This is a genomic window from Bacteroides nordii (assembly GCF_019930665.1).
Taxonomy (GTDB): domain Bacteria; phylum Bacteroidota; class Bacteroidia; order Bacteroidales; family Bacteroidaceae; genus Bacteroides; species Bacteroides nordii.
Map to the genome: position 1 here is coordinate 247,132 of NZ_CP082886.1, position 26,528 is coordinate 273,659.

At 40.2% G+C, this 26,528-nt stretch carries 12 protein-coding genes and 1 pseudogene; 3 read left to right on the forward strand and 10 right to left on the reverse strand.

Annotated features, from left to right (window positions below):
* The first annotated feature begins 178 nt into the window (after window positions 1–178).
* Complete coding sequence (locus K8P02_RS00905) at window positions 179–4,669, forward strand: hybrid sensor histidine kinase/response regulator transcription factor (protein WP_007484132.1); 4,491 nt, start codon at window positions 179–181, stop codon at window positions 4,667–4,669.
* 245 nt (window positions 4,670–4,914) lie between these two features.
* On the opposite strand, the gene K8P02_RS00910 is transcribed toward K8P02_RS00905, so the two are convergent.
* The gene (locus K8P02_RS00910) at window positions 4,915–5,799 is read right to left on the reverse strand and encodes an Rpn family recombination-promoting nuclease/putative transposase (RefSeq protein WP_025867814.1); all 885 of its coding nucleotides are present in this window, start codon (window positions 5,797–5,799) and stop codon (window positions 4,915–4,917) included.
* Between the two features lie 319 nt (window positions 5,800–6,118).
* On the opposite strand from K8P02_RS00910, the gene K8P02_RS00915 reads away from it, so the two are divergent.
* Window positions 6,119–6,391 (forward strand): hypothetical protein, encoded by a 273-nt coding sequence (locus K8P02_RS00915; protein WP_025867813.1) that lies wholly within the window; start codon window positions 6,119–6,121, stop codon window positions 6,389–6,391.
* On the forward strand, window positions 6,388–6,726 hold the full coding sequence (locus K8P02_RS00920) for a hypothetical protein (protein WP_025867812.1): 339 nt from the start codon (window positions 6,388–6,390) through the stop codon (window positions 6,724–6,726). The genes K8P02_RS00915 and K8P02_RS00920 overlap by 4 nt, the downstream gene beginning before the upstream one ends.
* A 320-nt stretch (window positions 6,727–7,046) precedes the next feature.
* Here the strand turns inward: K8P02_RS00920 and K8P02_RS00925 are convergent, their stop codons facing one another.
* The 9 genes and pseudogenes from K8P02_RS00925 to K8P02_RS00965 all read right to left on the reverse strand — a co-directional run bounded on the left by K8P02_RS00925 (window position 7,047) and on the right by K8P02_RS00965 (window position 26,506).
* Window positions 7,047–8,105: a hypothetical protein gene (locus K8P02_RS00925; protein WP_025867811.1), complete on the reverse strand. Its 1,059-nt coding sequence runs from the start codon at window positions 8,103–8,105 to the stop codon at window positions 7,047–7,049.
* A 9-nt stretch (window positions 8,106–8,114) separates the two neighbouring features.
* Window positions 8,115–9,881 (reverse strand): HSP90 family protein, encoded by a 1,767-nt coding sequence (locus tag K8P02_RS00930; RefSeq protein WP_223381891.1) that lies wholly within the window; start codon window positions 9,879–9,881, stop codon window positions 8,115–8,117.
* A gap of 47 nt (window positions 9,882–9,928) precedes the next feature.
* Window positions 9,929–12,414, reverse strand: a pseudogene (locus tag K8P02_RS00935) (tetratricopeptide repeat protein).
* A gap of 354 nt (window positions 12,415–12,768) precedes the next feature.
* Window positions 12,769–15,234, reverse strand: coding sequence for a glycoside hydrolase family 95 protein (locus K8P02_RS00940; RefSeq protein WP_007484141.1), 2,466 nt, complete (start codon window positions 15,232–15,234; stop codon window positions 12,769–12,771).
* A gap of 9 nt (window positions 15,235–15,243) precedes the next feature.
* Window positions 15,244–17,838 (reverse strand): xylan 1,4-beta-xylosidase, encoded by a 2,595-nt coding sequence (gene xyl3A, locus K8P02_RS00945; protein WP_025867810.1) that lies wholly within the window; start codon window positions 17,836–17,838, stop codon window positions 15,244–15,246.
* A gap of 88 nt (window positions 17,839–17,926) precedes the next feature.
* Complete coding sequence (locus K8P02_RS00950; RefSeq protein WP_007484144.1) at window positions 17,927–19,651, reverse strand: hypothetical protein; 1,725 nt, start codon at window positions 19,649–19,651, stop codon at window positions 17,927–17,929.
* 11 nt (window positions 19,652–19,662) lie between these two features.
* The gene (locus K8P02_RS00955; protein ID WP_007484146.1) at window positions 19,663–21,732 is read right to left on the reverse strand and encodes a RagB/SusD family nutrient uptake outer membrane protein; all 2,070 of its coding nucleotides are present in this window, start codon (window positions 21,730–21,732) and stop codon (window positions 19,663–19,665) included.
* A 26-nt stretch (window positions 21,733–21,758) separates the two neighbouring features.
* Window positions 21,759–25,046 (reverse strand): SusC/RagA family TonB-linked outer membrane protein, encoded by a 3,288-nt coding sequence (locus K8P02_RS00960; RefSeq protein ID WP_229091434.1) that lies wholly within the window; start codon window positions 25,044–25,046, stop codon window positions 21,759–21,761.
* Between the two features lie 158 nt (window positions 25,047–25,204).
* Window positions 25,205–26,506: an acetylxylan esterase gene (locus K8P02_RS00965; RefSeq protein ID WP_007484150.1), complete on the reverse strand. Its 1,302-nt coding sequence runs from the start codon at window positions 26,504–26,506 to the stop codon at window positions 25,205–25,207.
* Window positions 26,507–26,528: the final 22 nt, after the last annotated feature.

The window sequence follows — 26,528 nt, forward strand, 5'->3', positions numbered from 1 at the left end:
AGATTCTGTGCACTGAGAAAAGAAACGTACCTTTTTGAGAAAGCACAAAGCTGTTTTTAGCTTGTAGCTTACCACATTACCTGCTCCTTCTCATGCTAATACCTTGTTAAAAAGTACACAAAAATGGAGTGAAATTCGGTTTAATTTGTATCTTTACAGCATGGAAGTTTATAAAATGATGAGAAGAATCTTATTTCTGATAACATTTTTGAGTATCGCGCTGGCGACTGATGCCCAGCGTAGCTGTTTCTTCACCCATTATTCTTCGGAGGAAGGTCTGTCTCAGAACACTGTAATGAGCATTTTGCAAGACCATAAAGGCAATCTCTGGTTCTCTACCTGGGATGGGATAAACCGCTTCAACGGATACTCTTTTAAAACCTATAAGGCACGCCAGGGAAGTTTTATCAGCCTGACTAACAATCGTGTAGACCGAATGTACGAAGACCCCAGCGGTTTTTTGTGGTTGCTGACTTATGATAACCGTGCTCATCGTTTTGATCCGCGTACGGAGACTTTCGAACAAGTGCCTGCTGCCGGCCAACCGGGGAGTACTTCCAATGTAAATACGATCACTGTACTTCCTTGCGGAACCGTTTGGCTGCTCACCGAAAATGATGGTGCCATTCGTGTGACTACTCTTGCAGGGACAAATCATCTCTCGACTGATATTTATTCGGCAAAATCCGGTCTTTTCCCTGCTACGAAAGTTTTTAAAGTATATCAGGATGCTAACAATAATGAATGGATACTGACGGATAATGGTTTAGGGCTGATTCGTCCGGGAGAGAAAAATCCGGTTTCTTATTTTGTAGAGACTAAAGAACGGTTTTCTGATCCTAAACAGGCATTTTACGCTGTACAGGAGGATGATACGGAGATTTGTTTTGGTTCGGATAGAGGGCGCGTGTGGCGTTACCAAAAAAAGAACGGCCAGTTTGAGTTACTTGAACTTCCTACCCGTTCGCGTATTGCTGCTATCAGCGCGGTGGGGGGGGATAAGGTCGTTATAGCCACTTCTACCGATGGTTTTTTTACCTACAATCTGAAAACTAAAGAACACGTACATTATTCTCATATTACTTGTCGTAATTTGCCTTCCGCACCTATTATTTCAGCTTATGTAGACAAATCTTCAGAAGTATGGTTTGAACAGGAAGAACCCGGAGTAGTGGTGCATTTTAATCCGATTACCGGAATATTAAAACGGGAGCAGATACGTGTAGAACCTACTGCTGCCGATCGTTCGCGCCCTTCCTTTCATATTCACGAAGATACTAATGGATACCTTTGGGTGCACCCTTATGGTGGAGGTTTCTCTTTTTACGACCGTAAAGAGCAGTGTCTTGTACCTTTCTATGATGAGTTAGGAAGTAGCGATTGGCGTTTCTCCAATAAAATTCATTCTACTTTTTCGGACAAACAGGGTAATCTGTGGATATGTACTCATTCAAAGGGATTAGAAAAGGTTACTTTTCGATCGGTTCAGTTTAGTATGCTGACTCCCGAAGAACATAGTTATGAATCATTAAGCAATGAAGTACGTGCACTTTGTGAGGATAAACATAAAAATATATGGGTTGGATTGAAAGACGGGCGTCTTCGTGTGTATGATGCAAACCATAAATATTTGGGCTTTCTGACCGAAACAGGTAATGTTTCACTTTCCGGTGTACCAATGAAAGGTACGGTTTATGATATAACACAGGATTCCAAAGGAGTACTTTGGATTGCTACAAAGGGAGATGGACTGGTACGTGCCGAGTCGGTTGCACCCAATGGACTATCTTACAAACTATCCCGTTACCGGTATGATGAAGATGATATGTATAGTCTGAGTAATGATAATGTGTATTGCGTTTATGAGGACCATAACGGAAGAATTTGGGTAGCAACCTTTGCCAACGGAATTAATTATATATCAAAAGACAAAGCAGGTAATACTATTTTCGTTAATCACCGTAATAACCTAAAAGGATATCCGATTGATCTTTGCTATAAAACCCGTTTTATTACTTCGGATAACAATGGACATCTCTGGGTGGGAACCACAGCCGGAGCAGTTGCCTTTGATGAGAATTTTAAAACTCCCGAAGAGATTCAGTTCCATCACTTCTCCCGTAATCCGAATGATGCAAAGAGCCTGAGTAATAATGACGTGCACTGGATTATTGCTACGAAAAAGAAGGAGCTCTACCTTGCTACTTTTGGAGGAGGTCTCAACAAACTTCTTTCCATTGACAAAAATGGAAACGGAGTATTCAAGTCTTATTCTGTACTTGATGGATTGCCTTCTGATGTGCTGCTTTCCATTCGTGAGGATCAGAAGCAGAATTTATGGATGAGTACGGAGAATGGTATTAGTAAATTCATTCCCGGCGAAGAGCGTTTTGAAAATTATGATGACCGTAGCATCACTTTCCGTGTACGCTTCAGTGAAGCAGCTTCGGCTGTTACCTCCAAAGGAAAAATGCTTTTCGGTGCCAGTAATGGTATTTTCATGTTCGATCCTGATTCTATCAACAAGAGTCGCTTTGTACCTCCCATTGTATTATCTAAGTTAGTGATAGCCAATCAGGACATTGTTCCGGGCGAAGGATCAGTATTGAAGGTAGGTTTGGATGATACAAAAGAACTGGTACTTTCTCATAAAGAAAATATTTTTGCCATTCAGTATGCAGCACTCGATTATACGAATCCACAGAATATTCAGTATGCTTATATTCTTGAAGGTTTTGAACATCAGTGGACGTATGCCGACCGGCTGCGTAATGCCACTTATACTAACTTGCCGAAGGGACACTATACATTTAAAGTACGTTCTACCAATAGTGACGGTGTGTGGGTGGACAATACCCGGTTTCTCGACATCGTAGTACTACCGTCATTCTGGGAAACCCCACTGGCCTATTTCCTTTATGTGTTGTTTATTCTGCTTGTGATCTTTGTGGCTGTCTATATCCTCTTTACCATTTATCGGTTGAAGCATGAAGTGTCTGTAGAACAGCAGGTTTCGGATATCAAGCTGCGTTTCTTTACCAATATATCTCACGAACTTCGTACTCCACTGACACTTATTGCCGGACCTGTAGAGTATGTATTGAAGAATTCTAAATTACCGGAAGATGCCCGTGAACAGTTGGTGGTTGTGGAGCGTAACACAAATCGCATGCTTCATCTGGTCAATCAGATTCTTGACTTCCGAAAGATTCAGAATAAGAAGATGAAGATGCAGGTACAGCGTGTCAATGTAGTAGCTTTTGTGCGTAAAGTGATGGATAATTTTGAATCATTGGCCGAGGAGCACAACATTGATTTTCTGTTTGAAACAGAAAAGGATGAACTTTACCTTTGGGTAGATGAAGATAAGTTAGAGAAGATTGTCTTTAATCTGCTTTCTAATGCTTTTAAATACACACCGGGCGGAAAATTGATCCGTGTGTTTATTCATGAAGATGAAGGAACAGTTTCTGTAGGAGTACAGGATCAAGGTATTGGTATTGCTGAGAATAAGAAGAAATCTCTTTTTGTCCGCTTTGAAAACCTGGTAGATAAGAATCTGTTCAATCAGGCAAGTACCGGCATCGGCCTTTCATTAGTGAAAGAGTTGGTAGAGATGCATAAAGCTGTTATTTCTGTTGATAGTAAGCTGGGTGAAGGTAGCTGTTTCAAAGTGGATTTCCTCAAAGGAAAAGAGCATTATGACGATACGGTAGAATTTATTCTGGAAGATTCTGCTACTTCTTCATCCATGACTATTCCTGCTCCTGTGATGGATGCTACGGCTTCCGTAATTCCGATTGTTAACCCGGATGAGGATATACAGGATGAAGAGTCGGAGGAGACTTCCAATAAGGAGGTAATGCTATTGGTAGAAGATAACCAGGAGTTACGTGTATTTCTACGTACTATTTTCTCCTCAACGTATCGTGTGGTAGAAGCCGCAGACGGCATGGAGGGTTGGAGTAAAGCACTTAAGTTTGTGCCGGATATTATTATCAGCGACGTCATGATGCCCGAGAAAGACGGTATCGAGATGACTAAAGAATTGCGTGCCGATATGACTACCAGCCATATCCCTATTGTTTTGCTGACGGCTAAGACTTCCATCGAAAGTAAGTTGGAAGGGTTGGAGTATGGTGCAGACGATTATATAACGAAACCTTTCAGCGCTACTTACCTGAAGGCACGTGTTGAGAATCTGCTTTCCCAGCGTCGGAAACTGCAAAGTCTTTATAGAGACAATCTGATGAATAATACGCATGTTTCTTCTTTATCAACCTCAGAAGAAGCTGCTACAGAGGAAGAAAAGCTTCCGGATATGTCTCCCAACGACCGTAAGTTTATGGATAAACTGGTTGAACTGATGGAGGCAAATATGGATAACGGTGATCTGGTGGTGGATGATCTGGTGCGGGAAGTTGCAGTCAGCCGTTCTGTTTTCTTCAAAAAACTGAAGACACTGACGGGCTTGGCTCCGATTGAGTTTATAAAAGAGATGCGTATCAACCGTGCCGCCCAATTGATAGAAACAGGTGAGTTCAATATGACGCAGATTTCCTATATGGTAGGTATTAATGATCCGCGCTATTTCAGTAAATGCTTTAAGTCTAAACTGGGTATGACGCCAACTGAGTATAGAGACAATCTTGGGAAAAAGTATAATTAGTCGTTGAGTGGATTGTATGACTTCCTCTGAGACGGGGAGAAGTAGGATAAATTGTTTTTTATTGGTTTAATTGATATAGAGAATGTAGTTCATACTGAGAAAGGCTTTAATAAATAACTTAACTTTCGCAAGTGCTCAAGTCTGTAACTATTGAGTTGAGCACTTGCAAATCTTAAATCAAAAGAATAAAAGAACCTATTATTGGTATACGCCTTCTTTATAGTAAAAAGGCAGCTTTATATTGGTTATAATTTTTCTATTTCTTTCTCTGACAACCCGGAACTTTCCATGATAATAGCTGTAGAGATTCCTAATTTCTTTAAATTACGTGCCATATCCATACACCCTTCCATACGCCCTTCTACACGTCCTTCCATACGCCCTTCTATGAGTCCTTCCAGTTTTGCCCCATCCAATACGTCATTTTGTATCATCATGGCACTCAGATGTTCATCATAAGCATGTCGTTCTTCCTTAGGCATATTGTAGTAGATCAGTTTTTCACGAGCCTCTTCCAGGCCGGGAACTTTGGTATCGGCACGGATACATCCTGTTTTCAGATATTCAATCCACTCTTCCAAAGGAGTGACGGCTGCTTTATTGAATTCATTTACACGAATCAGGAAGTATTCCGGAAAAACTTCGGCAGGCAGTTTATGTACTAAGGCATCTTTCTCTTTAGTGGTCACCTCAAGGCGGTCTCCTGTATGCACTCCTGTGAAGATGTTCTGACCGTGGTACAGATAATCGTTCCCTTTACCGATGTCGAAGTACAAGATGCTGATAGAATAAATCTTTTTCACCTCATAATAGCGTTCACCAAGGGAGATATGTTCTGTGATCGCTTTTGCTACTCCATAGAGAATGCGTTCCAGATAATAGAGCTCACGGGTGTTTTGAATCTCTACAATGATAATCTCATTCTTGCTGTTACGTGCTTTGATGTCTACACGGTTGAACTTATCATCACTGGTCTGCTGATTGCTTTCGCTTTCCAGTAGCTCGATGATTTTCACCTCTTCGCCCAATAAAACGGTTAAAAAACCTTCTAACACACCGAAATTGGCTTTTTGGCGGAGGAGTCTCTTTATCGCCCAATCAAACCGTATATATTTGTCCGGCTGTACCATATCATTCTGTTTTTTAAGTTATTGCAAAGCTACGACTTTTTTTTAGATAATGTGGATGAAAGTAATTTCTTTTCGCTATATTTGCAGTGATACTCTTGAATCGAGTATCATACATCATTATTTGGTTTAACCGTCTCCCGGAAAGCAGCAAACTTAAAAGAGATAGCAAGTTAAACCGAACAGCCATTCGTATGTTCTACAACTACGATATGCGCATCCGTTCGGTTTATGCTATCTGGGTTGTTTGCTGCACCTCTGGGGACTAAATTGAATTGGGTGCGTTTTTTTGTGCCCATTTCTAACTTTAAAAACAAACAATATGAGGCACAGCTTTTCTTTATCGGGAGAACTTCACATCGTTGGCATAGTAGCTATTCTATTATACTTTATGTTATTGTCTGTCATCGCCATGATGTGGATACGTATTGAGCGACAGGATGAAACAATCCGGAATCTCCGAATAAAAATATCTGAAACAGAGTGTTGTAAAATAGCAGATAAAGAAGCGGTTCGTATCATGTGTCTGCATGAGTTGTTTGAACGGATAGACTACTCAGACAAGGAACATTCCACTATATATCAGATACCATGAAATGGATTTTTGATACTCATGATTGTCCCTGTCTGATGAAAACAGATATGGAAAAGTCCGGGAATGTTTATGATTTCTTGAGAGTCTATTATGAAGAAATAGACTCTGAGGGAGATTGGAAAGACCTTTCTTTTTCAAATCTGAAATGTGGCTATTGTTTGCTATGTTCGGCTTTGGAACTTGCCAGGGCAGATGAAGAAAAATACGGGAAAGAAACGATTACTAAATTAGCTGTTGCGAAATCCATTGCATCAAAGAGGTTTTTTAAGTATAATCCATTAAAATGGTTTTATATATGGATAAAGAAACGAGGAAAAAGAAGTACTTTCCGTTAACATTGTTAACGGAATATTTTAACCTCTGTCTTTGTAGATGCAAAAGTATATACTTTTGTATACATAAAGTACGTACTTTTGGGGTATAAAAGTGTACATTTAACACATACTTAAGTACGTACTCTTGTAATACAAAGAATGCATGTTTTCAATAGCTTGTTAATCAGTGCTATAAAGACAGAATTATAACTTGTGGAATGCGTTTAGATATCTCTTCGGGTATTTCCCATAGAGAAGATAATACCTGTTTTGATAATTTGAAATAGAGGGGGGTGGAAAACAAGAGGATGTGCCGATGTGCATATCGGCACATTATTAAATTAATATTCTAACCTTTCCATATGTCCTTTATTTCCATTGCGTGCGTCATATTGTTGTGCCAGCTCTTTTGCCTGGTTATAGAAATAAGTACGTAATTCTTCCACATTATATATCCCACTATCATTATAGAGCGGGAATTCTTCCGATAACTCCAGTTTCACTTCCGGGCGTGATTCATATTTCAGGGCTTCGGTCATGTCACAACCAAAACGGTACTTCTTGTATTTACTTGTTCTCAGACTCCAGGGGATACAACGTTCGGCATATTCCCAGCCACGTTGTGGGTTGACCATAAAGTTATAGATAATAAATTGTCCGATATAAAGTAACAGGTATTCGTCTTTTTCCCGCCCTGCCAATGCCTCTTCTGCACGGGCACACATATCGGAAGCTATTTCAGGTTTTCCGGCTTTCTGTGCATAATAAGCGAGTTTAAGAAATGCTCTTAAATTAGCTTCATAACAAGTGACTTGTTTATTAATAAGCGGTTGTGCACGCTGATAGGCTTCGTCAAACCGTCCTGTTTCCAGGTAATAATCTAACAGAAGATTCAGCTCGCAAGCTTCACATATCATGTCATCTAACTTTTCGCTTAGCATTTTGTCTGCATATTCTTTAGCCAGATCATACTGTCGCATTCTGTTGTAATGCAGGAATAAGAGATGATAGTATGCACGGGCCGAATATCCGTTGCGCAACGTGCGGATTTTAAAATCTTCCAGTATGGCATCTATCTGTGATTGGGATACCTCAGGTACGTCGAAAGCTGCTCCGCATATCCACTTATATTTCCAGAGAATATCGTTTTCAGAGATAAGATCTTTATTGTTTTCGTAATCGTCCAGTATACGGGAGAATACGGCTATCTCTTCTTCGGCCTGAGAGAGTAGATTCAGTTCGTAAATCAAGTCCAGACGCATCTCTACTGCCCATTGCGGATCATCATTCTCATCGGCTATGCGGATAGCTTCTTTCAATAAAAGGGCTTTTTCGTGAGGAGACAGGTTACCATTTTCTACTTGTAACAATCTTTTTTGTATTTCAAGGGTATATTTCATAAGGCTTTCTTAATTTAGGAAGTTTATAAAGTCATTCATTTTAGTAGTCATAAGCTCACTGAGTGAATGGTTGAAGAGGGTCATCTCTTCGCTATTTACAGGGTAACGGCCTTGTAACAATGCCTGTACGTAAAGTATATGTATGATGTGCTGAAACAGTTTGTTGTCTCCTTTGATTTTCAGTAATGTTTGTACCATTTCATTGTCGGCATTGAATGTCAGTGTCGGAGGAGTTTGTTTTTGCGCGTTAATAGCACCTAATACGGCTGCCAGTGGATTATTGGCCGCTTTAGTACCGGTTTCTTTTTCTTCGGCAACGAAGATAACAGGAGTATCGGCCGGAGTGAAGTGCTTTAAACGGCAGATGCATCCGAAGGGCTTCAATAACTCGCTGGCTTTCTTCTCAAAATCAATATGTTCTGCACTGGCTTCTACTTCTGCGAACTGTTCGAGCAGGCGGGCGGGAGAGACTTCTTCCAGAGTCAGTTCCGGTAAGAGACGGGCCGATTTTTTCAGCAATGTCTCGTCAAAGGTATAGGCTGCATTGATGACCAACCAACCTTGTGAACCTGCAATACGGCGAACCTGACGAAAATCTTCAATATTACGGGTGTAACGGATAACGTTGTCTGTAGAACGAATATTTCCGAAGTTGCGCATTCCTTTACTTGTTTCAAATGGTAGGTAGTCTATAAAGAGCCGGAGAAGTTCATTGTCTTCTGCTGCAATTGCTTTAATATGAAAGTAGTGTACGTCGAGAATCTTGTTGAACATTTCCCGGTTGTTTTCTATCAGCCCCTTCAGATATTCTTTAATGGCGTTGCCTATCTCTTTTCGTGCATCTTTTAGCAGGTCGTTACTGACAAAAGACTCTCTTGAAGCGGTAGACAACAGGCCGTCAGCATTGATGAGACAACGGATAAAGAAAGCCCAGGGAGGTAACAGGTTACAATCGTCTTCGCTCAACAGCATGCGTTTTAAATAGACTTTATGGGAGTTGCGTACAGAGAATTGGGTACGAAACGGAAGTATATAGAGTACTCCGTTCACTTTACCATTTTCTGTATGAATGCGGAAGACATCGAGAGCAGATGATTGAAATACTTTGGTCCCGTGATCAAGAAGTTCTTTACGGGTGGCTTTGGGATCCAGCCAGATGGGAGCAGGGGTGTTTACCAACTCTTCTTTACCTTGATTATGCAGATAAATAGGGTGGGGCAGTACTTCTCCGTAGTTTTGAAGAATCTTTTTGAAGGTCTCGTATTCAAAGAGATGGCTCCATTCTTTTTTCGGGATCAGAATGACACGTGAACCGATAGGCCATTCTTCAGCGGGAAGGGTGGTCTGATAGGTTCCGTCTACTTTTCCGCACCAGCGAACGGCTTGTTTGCCCATTGCCGAACGACTTTCTACTGTAATCTCATTGGTTACTACAAAACATGACAACAAACCGATACCAAAACGACCAATGTAATCGTCGGCATCGGGAGTCTCTCGTTTGGAGCTTTCACCGATAACGGTCAGAAAACGATATACTTCTTCCTCCTTCAGTCCGATACCGTTGTCCTGGAAAGTCAGTGAACCGTCGTCGTTGAGGTATACATCAATACGTCCGGAATAGTTTTCGTCAATATTGCGCAGGGCGGTAATAGCATCCACGCAGTTTTGAAGCAGTTCGCGGACAAATGTGTTGGGGTTACTATAGATATGTTCCGATAGCAGGGCAATCATCCCCTTTAGATTGACCTGGAATAGATTATTATTTTCGTTCTCCATGATTTTTAGAATTTATGGGATTTATAAGTCATACATCATAAATCTCATCATCTTTTTCTTCTTCCTGTTATTTTTAATGCTTTTTCGTTTCCGTTCTCAGCAGCTTTTTCAAACCATTCCATGGCGATCTCATCATTCTCTTCTACACCATTGCCACTCAGGTAAGCATTTCCCAGCTCAAACTGGGCTTTGTCGCTACCAGCTTCTGCTGCCTTTTGCAACCATTGCAAGCCGTTTTCTGGATTTGGGGTACATCCTTCGCCGTACATTAGCATTTTACCTACATAATAGCAGGCATGAATGTTTTCATTTCCGGCGGCGTCATTGAACCAACGGAAGGCTTCCTGAAGGTTTTGTTTAACGCCTACACCATTATAATGGCAGAGACCGGTGCGGTACATACTCATTGTATTGCCATTGTTTGCGGCAAGGGTGTAGTACTTGAAGGCCTCCGTCTCATTTTCTTCTACTCCGATGCCCATTTCATAGCAGATACCTATTCCTTCATTATAGAATTCCTGTTCTGCCGCCTGTTTGAAATAAGTGAATGCTTTTTCACTTTCATTTAGTTTATCGTAATCGTAGAGATAATATTCTCCCAAGCGGAGCATAGCGAGTGCATTGCCGTTGGCTATTGCTTTTTCGTACCATTCCACTGCTTGTTTGTTATCTTCCAGGCAGGGACCGTAACCGTAGAAATAATAATCACCCATTTTGAACTGGGCATATCCATAGTTTAGTTCGGCGGCTTTGGTCATGTATTCCACTGCTTTATGTGGGTTTTCCTCTACACCGTAACCGTTTTCATATGCTAATCCTAATTCGGTGATACAGCGGGGGTCTTCTTTTTCTTCTCCTTTCTGGTACCAGGCGAGTGCTTTGTCCGGATCTTCTTCTACACCATATCCGTTTTTGTAACAACGCCCCATGGCAAACATGGCATCTGTATCACCGGCTTCGGCAGCTTTGAGGTACCAGGCTGCCCCCTCTTCGGGTTGGGCATCACCTTTTATTCCTTCACTCAGGTAGTAACCCACGCGGTACATGCCATAGGGGTATTCCTGTTCGGCAGCTTTACTGAACAATTCGAATGCCTGTTCATAGTTCTGTTCATTCTCTTGGAGAAAACCTAACTCCACAAGTGCATAAGGAGAACCTTGTGCAGCTGCTTTTTCGTAATACTCTTTAGATTTAGCTTCATCTGTTATTCCGGCATAACCGTTTGCCAAATAGAGGGCGGCCCTGCAATATCCGTCATTGTTCTCCAATGCGGCAGACTTTTCATAATATTCCAGAGCTTTTTCATAATCAGGATTTTCTGAGAGGATACCACGTTCATACATCCATCCGATGCGGTATGCAGCGCTTCCGGAATTCAGTTCGGTAGCTTTCAGTAATAGTTCGTGAGCACGTTCGATATTCTCTTCCACCAGTTCTCCATTAAAATAAACCATGGCGAGACTTTCATTCCCTGTATGTAATTATCTTCCACACATCGTTCGAGACAGTATAATCCACGTTCTACATTCTGATATTCTTCATTATATAGGTAGATTAATGCAAGCTCATACGTACAATACGACTCACAATAAAGCATCCCTTTTTCCAACCATTCAATAGCTTTGGGGATATCTGTCCAAGGCTCTTCCTGATAGTAATATCCTAAAAAGTTGGCTGCTGACCATACACCGGCTTTCCATGCACCTTCCCATAACTCGAAAGCTTGTTCCTGTGTTTTTCCTAATTCCGGATTTCGAAAATAGAGCGTACCCAGATTTTTCTGAACATAGAAATTGGGTACTACAGCCAATGCCTTTTCATAATACTCAGCTTGTTCGGCAACTTTTGTTTCGTCATTATCAAGCTCATCGCCAATAATAGCATATATATTGGCACGCATTTTGTCTCCTTCAGGCAGTTCATTCAGCAACTCTTGGCGGAGTTCCCATGCTTTTTCTTCATGTCCTGCACAATTCTCTATACAAGCTTCATAGAATTTCTTCCAGTGCAGTCCTTCGGGAGTGGTAAGAGTGGCAAAACGACGTTCCCCTTCTGCTTTGTCTGCTTCGCAGTAATAACCCATATATTTCCAAAAGGCAAAAGTGGCTTGTGCATTTTCATCTCCCATATCAGCAGCTTTTTCGTAATAAGGTACTAACTTGCTGGTATCACGCAGACCATAACGTGCTTCGGCATATTGCGAGCCTTTCTGCACAAGTCCTACACCTGCAAACTCACCTACACGATCACAAGTTTCCTGTACTTTCTCCCACCAGAATGTATATTCTTCGTCGTTCAGGTCTACCTCTACATTACAATCATAGGCCTGAAATATGTGGTGAAAGAATTCGGCTATTTGTTTCTCATCTTCTTTACTATCTAATGCATATTCACATACAGCAAGAGCTTCCCACCAATTATCGGGATGCATTAATATATCGTGTGTATATTTGCCAAACCATTCGGTAGCAGGTTTTCCAGACGCTTTGATTTGGTTGAGTAGTTTTTCGAAGTTTTCTTTATTCATTTCCATAATAATTGGGTCTTTGAGGTTTTAGTCGTCGCAATGTACAAATATTATGGGATTAGGGCAAAGAAGAGGATATAATATTTTGTTTGGCTGACTTGTATGTTGAGAATGGGGTAGCAGACGGATCTATTGGGTAGTTGCGGATTGGTTGTAAATAGGACTAAATCAGAGGTTATCTTCTCCTCCGTTTTTGATATTCATATCAAAAAAACGGAGGATGAGAAGTGTTTGTAAAAACAACTCACAGAAAAGAGTGAATTCAAGTTATAACTGTAATGCTTGTTTTATTGTCACACAAAGATGAGTTGATTTTTTATATGGTTGGCTTGTCCGCAGTTATCCTTATAATCTACTTTATTATTTTGCTTTTCTTAATAGGTAGCTTTTCCCGGCTACTGTTTTTATATCATATATATAGTTTTTATTCAATGTGGTTGTATTGATTGGAGCATTGACTGCAATTAGCGGACGGCGTATTGGCTGACTTTTCAACAGTGGATTATCACATTCCGGAGTTTGAGTCACCTCAAGCTTTTCTCCGTTGAATATTAATGGAGTAGTCGTGCAGATACGCAGTGTTCCTCCTATAGATGAAGTGATTCGAACGGATTGCAATTGGTTATCCTCCCAGTTCAATTCATCTATTGTGAATCCGCCACGGCAGCGAAGCCCTGTTATACTTCCTTTTTTCCATACATCGGGTAATGCAGGTAGCAGGTGCACACTACCTGCATGGCTTTGTACAAACATTTCGGATATACCGGCTGTACAACCGAAGTTCCCATCAATTTGGAAAGGAGGATGGGCATCAAAAAGATTAGGGTAAGTTCCTCCGTTTTGTCCTTTCTCGTCAGTAGTAGGATGAAGTTGTTCGGTAATTAGTTTGTAGGCATGATTTCCGTCGAGGAGTCTTGCCCAAAAACAGACTTTCCATCCCATAGACCAGCCAGTGGAATGATCTCCACGTCCTTCAAGCGTACGTTTAGCAGCTTCGAAGAGGATAGGTGTGCGGGGAGTAATCTGACGTCCCGGGTATAATCCCCATAGATGTGAAGTATGACGATGGCGATCTTGAGGATTATCCCAATCTTCCATCCATTCTTGTAATTGCCCCCAGCGTCCTACTTGCATGGGAGCCAGATTTTGGATTACGGTTTGCAGGCTATCTATAAAAGCTGAAGATTCACCTATCAGAGAAGCTGCTTCCAGAGTATTACGGAAGAGGTCGTTTACCATCTGATTATCCATAGTGGCTCCGGCCACTATTGTAAAATCACGTTTACCGTTCACTACTGGACGATTCTCCGGAGAGTAGGAAGGAGATACTACTAACCAGTTGTTTTTGGGGTCACGTATTAAGAAATCAAGATAGAATTCACAAGCACTACGCATGAGAGGATATATTTCTGTGAGATAATCGCGATTGCCGGAGAACAGATAGTGGTCCCATAAATGTTGGCAGAACCAACTATTACAAGTAGGCCAGATGCCATATCCCGGGCCGTCTACCGAACCAGTTGATCGCCAGATATCTGTGTTATGGTGAAGTGTCCATCCACGGCAACCATACATGGCGGCACTCTGTTTACCTTTTTCGGCTACTTCTTTTATGAGTTGCAGGAAGGGTTCGTGCATTTCTGGTAAGTTAGTGGATTCTGCCGGCCAATAGTTCATTTCCACATTGATATCGGTAGTATATTTTCCATCCCACGGAGCACGTAATTGATAGTTCCAGATACCTTGAAGGTTAGCAGCTTGTCCGCCGGGCTGGGAGCTACATATCAGAAGATAGCGCCCGAATTGAAAATAAAGAGCTGCCAGCTGAGGATCAAATGTGGAAGTAAACTCCCGCACTCGTACATCGGTCGGTTTAAAAGATTGTGCATTGCTACCTAAGTCAAGTGAAACACGGTTGAACCATTTTCTGTAAGTAGAGCAATGAGTTTCTTTGGCTTTTTGATAATTCTTTCCAGCATTTTTCAAATAATTCTGTGCTGTTTTTAAAGCATTGCCGGATACATCGTTGTAATTTATAAAATTTGTTCCTATAGATACATACAATGTTACGCTGTTGGCATTACTTATTCGTAACAGAGTGTCGGCAATAGCCTCTGTGTATCCACCGTTATGTTCGACTCGTGTTAAAGTACTAAAACGTACTTTACCTTCAATACCCTCGTGGTCATTGGCTTTTCCATGCAACTGAAGTTCTTTTCGGGAAGATACATTTCGTATTATATCCTTGCCATACGGAGTATTGTATCGTGCTGTAAAAGAGATTTTTCTTTTTTGGGAAGCTGTCAGGCGAATAATAAGTAGTTGATCGGGAAAAGAAGTGAAAGCCTCTCGGGTATAAGTTACTCCTTCAGAGGTAAACTTCGTAGTGACTATTGCTTTCTCTATGTCGAGTTCACGGTAATAATCGGAATAATTATTAACTCCTTCAAAATCAAGATGTAATGAACCTACAGTTTGGTAAGGCATTCCATTGGCTGTTTGTGAACAGATAGCATGTCCACACATTTCTTGTGCTTCTTTATTTCGACCTTCGAATATCAATTGACGAATTCGAGGCAGAGCTTCCTTCGCTTTTGGATTGACATTGTTGTAAGGAGAGCCTCCCCATATACTCTCTTCATTCAATTGAAACTCTTCGTGTAACACGTCACCATAAACCATGGCTCCGATCCGTCCGTTTCCTAATGGCAGAGCCTCCACCCATTGGGTAGCAGGGCGATCATACCATAGTTTCAGATGTTTGTCTTGTGCTTGTATATTGTTAGCTGTTAGAACAATAAAGCAAGTAATCATTAAATTTCTCATATTTCTTTCTTACTGTATTTGTATTTTAGCAGATTGTAAATCTTTCATTCTGGAACTATTTCCATATAATATATTGTACTCTCCTTGAATAGGACGCATTGTATTGGTAGTTGGATCGAACCATTCAAAAGCTACATATGGTAGCTCTATCTTTACCTCCTGCGTTTTTCCTTTGGGTATTTCTACTCTTTTGAATGCACGTAGTGTTTTCACTGGACCTTCTTTGTCGGCTTGTCTTTGAATATAGATTTGTACCACTTCTACTCCATCTCTATCGCCAATGTTTTTAATAGGTATATGGAGTGTAACCTTTTCTCCGGCAGAAAGGCTATTTTTGTTTATATGGATTTTACCGAAGGCAAAGGTAGTATAACTGAGTCCGTAACCGAAAGGAAAAAGAGGTTCTTCCTGCATATAACGGTAGGTACGTCCTTTCATTGAATAGTTTTCAAAGTCTGGAAGTTGATCGATACTTTTATAGAATGTGATAGGAAGTCGTCCGGCGGGATTATAATCACCGAAAAGTACATTTACAATAGCCGTTCCACCTTCCTCACCCGGATACCATGCTTGTAAGATAGCATCACAACTTTTTGTTTCTGGAGTTAGTGCCATAGCTGAGCCGGAAAAATTGACAAGTATAACTTTTTTACCAGCTTCTTTTAAGGCTGCTAATACTTTACGTTGGACAGCTGGAAATTCGATATCTGTTCGATCACCTCCTTTGAATCCGGTGGCAGATACATTCATCTCCTCACCCTCCAATGATGGGGAGATACCTCCTGCAAAGATTATAATATCAATATCCTTGAGTTTTTCGAGTGTGTTGCTTATATTGAGAGGAAGTCCTTCAACTAAGTCGAAGTTGAAATAAGTTTCATCTTTTACTTGCTTAAAATCAATTTTGATTTTATAGCTTTTCCCGGCTTCGGTTTGTAGAGTATACAGATTTTTCGGATTCTTAATATTACCGGTTTTAATGACTTCTTCTCCGTTAATACTTACTCGGATATTTCCGTTCGTTTGAAAACGGAAAATCGCATTTCCCGATTTTTGAGGACGGAACACTGTTTGATAACAACTACTGAATTCTGTTAACTTTATTCCGGGTGCAAATGCTGTAGCTCCTAAAGTAGTGAAACGGAATGGTGTAGAGAGTTGAGTGATAGCATTTGCTTCTCCTTCAAAATCTGGATTGTTCCAATAAGAGGCTAAGAATCCGTGTTTTCCATTGTAACTACATTGATCAAATAAACTGTTGTAAGTAATACTGTCAGTTAGTCCACATACCGGTTCATAAATAAGATGGGAAATTGGTAGTCTCTTTCGAAATGCAGATAACAGAGTACTTGTATGCGATGGTGTTCCATTATAATTACCCCATTGCATTACTGAGTCGTTTGCATTAGGCCCGATTATTGCTATTCGGGCCTGTTTGTCAAGTGGTAGAATTTTTCCTTTGTTTTGTAGGAGTGTCATCGTTTCATGAGCCATTTTTAATGCCAAACACCGGTGCTTAGGGCTGTCGACAATACTATAAGGAAGTGTCCATGGATGAATATTTTCCATTTCTCCAAGTTCAAAACGGGCTTTCAACAATCGTTTTACAGAAACGTTTATTTGTTTTTCAGAAATAATTCCGGCTTTTATGGCCTCTGTAAGCTTTCGGTAATTGCTTCCGCATTCCAGATCAGTTCCATTTAACACGGCTTCAGCGGATGCATGCGCAGCATCTGGGTGAGTGTTGTGTTTTTTTGTTCCCCAAAAGTCTGATATGGCCCCACAATCAGATACGACAATCCCTTTGAATCCCCATTCGTTACGTAAAATTTGTGTCAGCAGGCGATTACTGCCACAACAAGGATCTCCTTCAAAACGATTGTAAGCACACATCACTTCTTTAACGTCAGCTTCCTGTACTAATGTTTTGAATGCCGGAAGATAGGTTTCCCATAGATCTCTTGGAATGATATTTTCGGCATTGAAACTATGCCGGTTCCATTCTGGACCAGAATGAACGGCGAAATGTTTCGCACAAGCATGTAACTTATTATAACGGGCGCTATCTGGACCTTGTAGACCTTTTACTACAGCTACTCCCATGCGGCTTGTCAGATAAGGATCTTCACCATAAGTTTCTTGCCCGCGTCCCCAACGTGGGTCACGAAAAATATTAATATTAGGCGTCCACATAGTTAGTCCTTGATAGCGTTTGTACTGTCCTAATGTGTTGAAGTGTCTGTTTTTGGCTCTTGCCTCATCAGATATAGCATTAAAAACCTCATAAATAAGTGTATCGTCAAAAGATGCTGCCATACCGATGGTTTGCGGGAAGACGGTAGCCAGCCCGGCACGTGCTACACCATGTAAGGCTTCATTCCACCATTCGTATGGTTTAATTCCTAACCGGAGAATGCCAGGTGAGTTGTTTTGCATTAATGATACCTTTTCTTCTATAGTGAGACGTTGTAATAGGTCGGTAGCTCTTTGTTCAGGAGTCAAATTGGGATCTTGATAAGGTAATTGGGAATAGGTAGTGGCGGTTAAACCAATAATGATAGTTAATGTTGCTGTTCGTAAAATATGAGTAAATGTATATTTCATGATTTGTTTTTTCTATAAATTTAGGTGATAAAGAAGAAAGGGAGCAGATCACCAATCTACTCCCTTTCTTGTTACGGGTACTTAAATTCTATTTTCTCCATTTGAGGGCTCCTGATGAGGATATACCATCAAAGGTGAAATTAAACATATAGTTTTCTTCTTCCGCGGTTGGGGCAGTGAATAAACCTTTTTCGTCTGTAGCTATGGTAATAAGCCCATCTAAAGGATAAGTTAGAGCTTTATCTCCTACTTTAGTCCATTCAAAATTTGTACGATAAGAGTTTTTTACTCCGGCTGTTCCATCTGTTCCATTAAGGAAGATAGAGCCTTTACCTGCAACGTACGGAGTAATTACAGAACCATCTGCTGCTGTTGCCTGCATCGAAGGTCCGAATACTGTATTTTCGACGATTAAAGAAACGGTATTGCTTCCCATACGGAACAGGGCCCAGTCTGCTTTATCAGTTCTGTCTACCGGAGCATAACAAAATGTACAATCGCTAACAGTCAGTGTAGGTGAATTCTTGCTAGAACGTAAGTCGCATAATTGTACGATATTGGTAATAGTACAGTTAATAAAATCAATTTCATCCATTGTGGCAGCAGCTTTATTGTTGGTCGTGACAACGGCTTGGTCACCAATACCATTGATGGTGCAACTGTTAAATAATACTCTGTTTATACCATCTTCACCTTGGAGACGTGCAATAGCACGATATCCTTCAATGCGACAGTTTTTGAAGGTGAGTTCTCCTACCATCGATTTACTACCGTTTACATTATATACTTGTCGGCCTCCAAACCCTTTATCTGTCCATTCAGCTATAGGTAATTCGTTTGCTTTATCACTAATGAAGTCAATATCGGTGAATGAAAGTTTTGCTATATTCGCTCCACTTTCTGATTGCATTGCTCCACTTTGTACAATAATCGCATTACCTTCGAGAGATAAACCAGTAATGAAGTTAACTGATTTTTTGAATTTTAGCGGAGTATCACTACTTGTTTTGTATTGGTATCCTCCTTGAAGAACAACGGTCAATCCTTCTGTTTCATCTAATTTTGCTTTCACTTCTTCTGAAATTAGAATGTTAGGATCATCATAACCGCGTAAGTCTATATACATTCCTTCTCCATATTTCTCATCGAAATTTTCGGATTCTCGAGTGGTAAAGTTCAATTTTCCTTCATAGTTGGCTCTAATCAGTTCTTCTCCCGAATATGCTGTTAAGGTATAGGCAGTATTGGGTTTCAAACCGTAAATAACCTTTTGTCCGGAAGCATATTCTTCGTCGGTAATAGAAACGATGATTGGTTCACCTTCAATCTCTGTTGGAGTGATTTCTAGCGCTGTAATTTGATTTCCCCCACTTGACCAGGTAGGTAGGGCAGCAATATCAATTGTACGGATACTAACTAATTTTGTAGGGTATACTACACTGATTGCTTTTGTCTCATAATATTCAGATTGGAGTTCTGAACCGATAGCTTTGATCTTAACACCATACTTCTCATCCCATTCTACTCCTTCGAAAGTATAAGGAGAAGTAGAAGTAGTGGCTTCGTCATATTTCGTGCCGATCAATGTACCGTCTTCGTTTTCTCCTGTCATTTTAAAGAGTATGATTTCATAGGAGGAGGCACCTTTTATATTATCCCAGGTAACAACTATATTATTATTTTGTGATTCAATAGTGGCCACAGGTCTGAATAGGCGGGGAGTCGTTCCCAGATCATCATCGTTACAGCTTGCTAAGCCTGCTCCAATGAGCAGACTTAATACAATATATTTGAAATATTTAATCGCTTTCATATCGTTCTTTTTTATTTATTACGGATTCCATATCCATCGTTAGACAAAACTCCTGCACTGTTAGAAACCTTAGATGAAGGGATAGGCATAACGTAAGGAGCCGGTTTGTTCACCAAAGAAGAAAGATCTTCTGTTCCATTGATTAATACTCCATCGGTAATCCCATAGAAACTATACAATGCACTTTCTAATACCGTACCTTTTTTTATGTCATTACCATTTTCGTCTTGTCCGTAAGGTTTATTAGTTGTTGGGTCAGTAGATGATGAAGAGATAAACTTTTTAGCAAAATCTATACGATACATTTTATCTTTTGCACTGGTAAATCCTGATTTAATCTCGTCATCCTTGATTGTTTCTGCGCTCTTATAAGGTTCAACTTTTGCATCACGTGCCGTGAAGATATCATTGTCAAACTTTAACATTCCATTCTCGAATTGAAAGTAAAGGGAGTTGGCCACACCAGTATCTGCTATTTCCAAATCTTTGTTGTATATAAATTCTCCGTTAGCTTCTTCCAATTGTTGGGCGTTCTTCCCTTCTTCAATCATCCATTCAATAGTCTGTACAGCTGCTTTAGCGTATTCATTCCAACGTATAAGGTCGAATTTACGGATACATTCACCTCCAAGTTCCCATGCACGTTCGTTTATGATCGCCTGCTTGAAATCGTTGTAGGATGTTAGTTGATTAATGTACTCATCAACTTTCTGAGATTTACTTTCTGCATTTGCAAATGCACGTTCGCGTACCCGTTTCAACATTTGCTTAGCTTCGTCTGTCGGCCCATTGTTAATTTCGTTGTCAGCTTCGGCAAGTAATAACAGTACATCTGCATAACGAAGTACTGGCCAGTTAACCCCTGTATTTTTAGTTGCACTAGAGGTAGTCATATCCATACGACACCATTTACCAATAGTAATACCAGTAGGATCACATGCATTTTGCGTATTATCTCCTAAGAATTTATAATTAGCGCAAGTTACTGCAAGACGTTGGTCTTCTTTATCGAATGAACAAGCATATTTAGGAGAAAGGCCTACTTGAATAGTTGTTGTACCTTTACTACCTCCTGTTACGGTAACACCTATACACCAAGCAACATCGCCACCACCATTCTGAACAAAACCATTTTCGTAAAGAACATCACCATTAGCACTGCTGGATGAGTTTATTTGATTATAAAAGATACTTTTGAAATCATTAGTCAGAGCACGGTCCTTTTCTTTGATTAATTTGCGGCAATAGGCTTGTGCCAACTTATAGAAATCATCACTGGCACTTGCAGTCTGTTTAACGCCATTTTCGTCTGTATAGGTAACAGGAGTGATTTGGCCGTCTATAGTACAACGGCTCATAGTGCCATCTGCTTGCATAGAATATCCGGCACGGAACATTGCTAATTTAGCTATAAAGCCCATAGCAAACTCACGGTTCATTAGTTCTACACCATTCTCGAGTTTATCTGCCCATTTCATTGAACCTTCTACATTAATAAGATCCTGAATGATATGAGAATAAATAATATTCTTGTCTACACGAGGGGTATTGTTGTTTTCTCCATATTTAGAAGGAGTGATGGAGAAGGGGACATCTGCCCAAAAATTACAAAGCAGAAAATAACGATAGGCACGCAAACAATAAGCTTCACCCAATAATTGACTCATTTCTGCATTTCCATTTTTATACATGTCACTGGCCTCTATTCCTTCTATTACTTGATTGGCGAAGTCAATAGCATTGTAGTTGTGCTCCCAACAATTTTTGATGTCATTAAAATCTCCGGCGTTTAATGCCCAAATACCACGACGGTCATTATGAGCAATCGCTTGTGCTTTGCTAACAAAGAACATCTCGACGTCGGTATTCTGCATCCAGGCGTTAGACATACGGGAGGTATATGTATCTTCACAGAAGAATGAATAAATATGGTTAACCATTTTACGGGCGTCCGTAGGGTTTGAACACAGATACTCTTGGGAATCATTTGATAGAGTTTCCGTATCAAGGAAGTCGTTGCATGAAGTACTCAGGAACATTGTACTTATTATAGCTGCAATATATAATAGTCGCTTTTTCATTTTATAATAATGTTAATTGAAAATGATTAGAATGTAATGTTAACACCCGCTGTCCACGAGAAAGCCTTAGGATAGGCTGAATAATCAGCACCTGGAGTAATACCACTTGTTTTACTATTACGGATAGAAGAATTGACTTCTGGGTCATATCCGCTATAGTTGGTCCAAGTCCATACATTATTTAATGTACAATAAAGACGTAATTGACTACAAGCAAATTTTTTTGTCCATTCTTTAGGTAAGGTATATCCTAATGTTAGGTTTTGCAAACGTAGATAGGAACCGTCCTCTATAGCCCATGAAGTAACTAATGGATTTCCGTCCGGAATTGTCAAAGGAGACCAGTAACTTTTGTTTTCATTCATCGATTTTAATGTTTCATAATCAGTTACTATTTCACCCGATGTACGATCTAAGTATGTCCAGGCAGAACCAGCGCCCATATATTCACGTAGATTGGCGTAAGTTGTTCGGTAGGATTGTGTACTTGCAATTTTGTCCATATTATAGATCTGATTACCGTATACCCAGTTAAACATAACTGATAAATCTAAACCTTTCCAAGTTGCATTAAGACCAAAACCACCTGTATGTTTAGGAGCAGTACGACCAATGATCTGACGATCATTTTTGTCTATGTCACCGCTTTTATCAAGATCTTTTAGTTTCATAGCGCCGGGACGTACTCCAGCATTTGATCCAGATAGATAACTATTGTTAGGTATTCCTTCTTTTAGTATAAAATTACCTTTATTATCGAACTGGAATTGAGTTCTACCATTTGCATCAGTGTAGGTCACGAAATCATCTACTCCATAAATTCCATCATAAACGAAACCATAAACCAATCCTAATGGCTCACCTACTATTACGCGATAATCGTCTTGTTCTTTGGTATCTGATGAAAAACCACCTGAGTTGTAGGACATTTCGTTTGTACCGGCTAATTTGTCAACCTTGTTTCTGTTGATACCAATATTGAAATTGGCAGATAACATGAAGTCTTTTGTTTGAATAATGGTTGCATTTAAACTTAGTTCGACACCACGATTTGAAGTTTGGCCTATGTTTTCTTGTACGCTGGAGTATCCCGGAGCTACAATTTGTCTCTCAACTAACAAATCTTTTGTTGTATTCCAATAGAAATCCAGTGTACCTGATATCCGTTCGTGTAAAAATCCAAAATCTAAACCGCCATTTCGTGTGATTGTCGTTTCCCATTTCAGGTTAGGATTGGCCATTTGCGAATTGGCAAGCGTGTAGTGAGGATTTAGGTAACCTCCGGCTCCATAATATTTGGATGATGAATATGCCTTATAAAGTGTTTCGTACATACCACTACCAATACGGTTGTTTCCAGCTTGCCCATAGCTGAAGCGAAGCTTTAAGTTCGATAACCAATTTTGGGTTGGTTCCATAAATTCCTCTTGACTAATTCGCCATGCGAGGGCGGCAGCGGGAAATATACCCCAACGATTGCCTCTTATGAATTTGCTGGAACCATCCGCACGTACAGTAACAGTTGCTAAATATCTGTCTTTATAGCCATAATTTAAACGACCGAAGAAAGAAGCTGTTTTATCAGGTTGTCCCAATGTACTACTGATAGTTCTTGAACCTGTCTCACCAGAATTGGATGCCATACTTGCAAACATTTTCTCTGGAGTAATTTCGCTTTGGAAATATTTTCCGACCATGGTGTTAGATTCGTTATTACTTACTACAATTTCTTGTCCGACCATTAAATCAACGTCATGTATTTGATTGAACGAATGTTTCCAGTTTATTGTATTGGTAATACGGTATTTATAAGTGTCTTTTTTATTCCATTCGCCCATTGGCAACTTATTACCATCCTGAATAGCTTTACTACTTTTTGCACCATACCAGTCTTTTTGTTGGAAAAATGTATAATCATATCCTCCTTCAAGACGGTAAGTAAGACCTTTCAGAATATTCCAAGTTACGCCTCCTGTAAAGTTGAAACGTCGTTCTTGTTTTCTTCTCCAATATTGATCTACTTTTTCTTGTAAAGTCATTGTATCATTTTGGTATTGTTCGAGCTCTTCGTCACTCATGTCACTTGTATCTACATCTGTGAAATCATAGAAACCGTTAACTGGTGCTTTCATCAAAGCATCGTAAGAACGGATCTTATAAGTACCACCACCTGTACCTACGCCTTTAACAGTAGTGTCAGATATACGCGTACCGAAATCAAGTTTTAAACCTTTGGTAATTTCGTGATTTAACTTGAAATTCAGATTAAAACGGTTATAACCGTTGTCTTTCATCAAACTACCATCATTAATGTAAGTACCGCTTAATGAGAATTTAGTTTTGTCATTGCCACCAGTTATACTGATATTGTGCGATTGTGATAAGTCGGGATGACCGAACATTTCATCTTGATAATCGGCTGCTTCTTGGTATTTATAAAGGTCAAGGTCTCCAAACGCTCCAAAACGTTTCTCAAAACTTGAAATACTGTTTCTCATAGCAGCTTTTTCGTAGTTGAACATTACGAATTCGTAAGGATTCATTACATCGATTTTTCTTAATAGCTTTTTGCCTTGAATGTATCCATTATAAGAAACTTGAGTCTTTCCTCCTTTTGCACTTTTGGTTGTAATTAATACTACACCGTTTGCACCTTGTGAACCATAGATGGCAGTTGAAGAAGCATCTTTTAGTACTGTGATGTCTTGAATATCTCCCGGAGCTACGTCACTAATACTCGATACAGGGAATCCGTCTACGATGTACAAAGGAGAGTTATCTCCGGTGATTGACCCCCCACCGCGTACGCGGATAATCATTTCTGCATCGGGAGAACCGTCTGATGTTGTAATTTGTACACCAGCCAGACGACCGGTTAATGCTTGTGCTGCAGAACTTACAGGAATCTTGGCAAGTTCACTACCTTGTACGGTACTGACAGAACCAGTTAAATCTTTTTTCTTAACACTTCCGTAGCCGATAACTACCACTTCATCAAGGGATTGGGCGTCATCATACAATATCACATTAATTGAATTTTGTCCTTTGACTGCAACATCTTGAGTTTTCATACCTATGTAAGATATGATAACATTAGCTTTGGAAGGAACTTTTAGGCTGAAATTACCATCCAAGTCGGTAATAGTACCATTGGAAGTATTTCCTTTTTCTACGACAGAAGCACCGATTATAGGTTCACCGGTCGCATCTTTCACATTACCTTTGAGAGTAATCGTTTGCGCGGAAACGCTGAGCGATAGAGCTGCAAATAACATAAGCAGCACGATTCGCATGTTTTTCACTTGGTTAGACATTCTTTGCATGTTTACTTTTAGTTTATTAAAATGATTGTTTTTCTTAGTTACACCCATGTAGAGTGTTAATTGATCGCTACAAAAGTATACGGATGTGAACTATGAGATGTGCAATATTTGTTTTTAGGGTGGTATTTTTTGTTTTAAGACGAAAAGTACTACTTAATCAGCTGTTTACAGAACCAATTATTGGTCACTATGTCCTGCTCTTTTGTACGCCAGTGACCTGTATCGTGAGCGATAAACAATTGTTTGGGAGCAGTGATGACATTGTAGGCAGAGAAAGTGGAAGTGGGAGGACAGGTAGGGTCATTGTATCCCCACGAATAATATCCGGGTGCTTGAATAAAGCGTGCGAAATTGACCACATCATAGTAACGGGACGTTTCAATCTTTTCGGGTTTATTGTTCAATAACTGATTTTGAGGGGCAAACATGGCTGGCCATCCTCCCGCGCGCCCATGAAGATAACCGGTCACATCACAAAGAGCAGGATAGAAAGCTACGAGTGCCTTAACTCGGGAGTCTAATCCGGCAGTAACCATTGCCAATGCACCGCCCTGGCTTCCACCGATGACACCTAAGTTCTCTCCATCATATTCGGGCAGGCTACACAAAAAATCGAGCGCACGTATACAGCCGGTATATACACGACGATAGTAATAGTGATCTTTACTATCGAGATTATAGAAGGCATAGTTGTTTAATACACCTTTACTCAGATTGGCATACAGGTTATCCGGTAGTGTTTGCGGAATACCGTGAATACCGATGGCGAGGGTGATCATTCCTTTTTCTGCAAGTGTCATTTCTGCCGGCTGCTTCTTTACTCCAGCTCCCGGTACACGGAGAACAGCCGGGTATCTGCCTGGCTTTTTAGGTATACAGAGAATGCCATAGAAGTAACTTCCTTTCTGATAGTGTTGTAAACGGACATGGTATACATTGGTTTCCGGAGTACATTGTTCGGGTAACAGAGTAATTAGAGGTTCCATTGGTATACTGGCTGTTTCTGCTTTGGCACGTTCCCAGAACTTGGTAAAATCTTCGGGAAGTGTTGTTGTTGGTTTCAGCTTTTCAGGGCTAAAACCTATATTTACATAGTTGGAATAGGTAATACCATCTACCTCTGTACGGCAAAGACAAGTGATGAAACCAGGTGTTTTCATTGTACCAGCTTTCACTTTGAAGCTACCATTTTTCAGATCGCTACTTCCTGTTTGGTTAGGGGGGAGTTTTTCTGGACCTATTTCATAGATGAGTGGAATGTTTTTGAGCATTATATTCCCACGTATAACTCGAATAGTAAATGATGCCTGTTCGCCTGTGCGGTATGTCCAATCGTCGTGATCGGGAGTAATCTCGATATGGACGTAGTCTTTGATATTTGTCTTTTGAGCGAAAGATGCTACGTGACAATACAATAAAGTAAGAATGAGTAGTATGCTTTTCTGGTTCATGATATAATGATTAAATGTTGAA

Bases quoted from the DNA above. Each gene is read 5' to 3' on its own strand.
- K8P02_RS00905 (WP_007484132.1), top strand. From the start codon at position 179: ATGAGAAGAATCTTATTTCTGATAACATTTTTGAGTATCGCGCTGGCG.
- K8P02_RS00910 (WP_025867814.1), bottom strand. From the start codon at position 5,799: ATGGTACAGCCGGACAAATATATACGGTTTGATTGGGCGATAAAGAGA.
- K8P02_RS00915 (WP_025867813.1), top strand. From the start codon at position 6,119: ATGAGGCACAGCTTTTCTTTATCGGGAGAACTTCACATCGTTGGCATA.
- K8P02_RS00920 (WP_025867812.1), top strand. From the start codon at position 6,388: ATGAAATGGATTTTTGATACTCATGATTGTCCCTGTCTGATGAAAACA.
- K8P02_RS00925 (WP_025867811.1), bottom strand. From the start codon at position 8,105: ATGAAATATACCCTTGAAATACAAAAAAGATTGTTACAAGTAGAAAAT.
- K8P02_RS00930 (WP_223381891.1), bottom strand. From the start codon at position 9,881: ATGGAGAACGAAAATAATAATCTATTCCAGGTCAATCTAAAGGGGATG.
- K8P02_RS00940 (WP_007484141.1), bottom strand. From the start codon at position 15,234: ATGAGAAATTTAATGATTACTTGCTTTATTGTTCTAACAGCTAACAAT.
- xyl3A (WP_025867810.1), bottom strand. From the start codon at position 17,838: ATGAAATATACATTTACTCATATTTTACGAACAGCAACATTAACTATC.
- K8P02_RS00950 (WP_007484144.1), bottom strand. From the start codon at position 19,651: ATGAAAGCGATTAAATATTTCAAATATATTGTATTAAGTCTGCTCATT.
- K8P02_RS00955 (WP_007484146.1), bottom strand. From the start codon at position 21,732: ATGAAAAAGCGACTATTATATATTGCAGCTATAATAAGTACAATGTTC.
- K8P02_RS00960 (WP_229091434.1), bottom strand. From the start codon at position 25,046: ATGTCTAACCAAGTGAAAAACATGCGAATCGTGCTGCTTATGTTATTT.
- K8P02_RS00965 (WP_007484150.1), bottom strand. From the start codon at position 26,506: ATGAACCAGAAAAGCATACTACTCATTCTTACTTTATTGTATTGTCAC.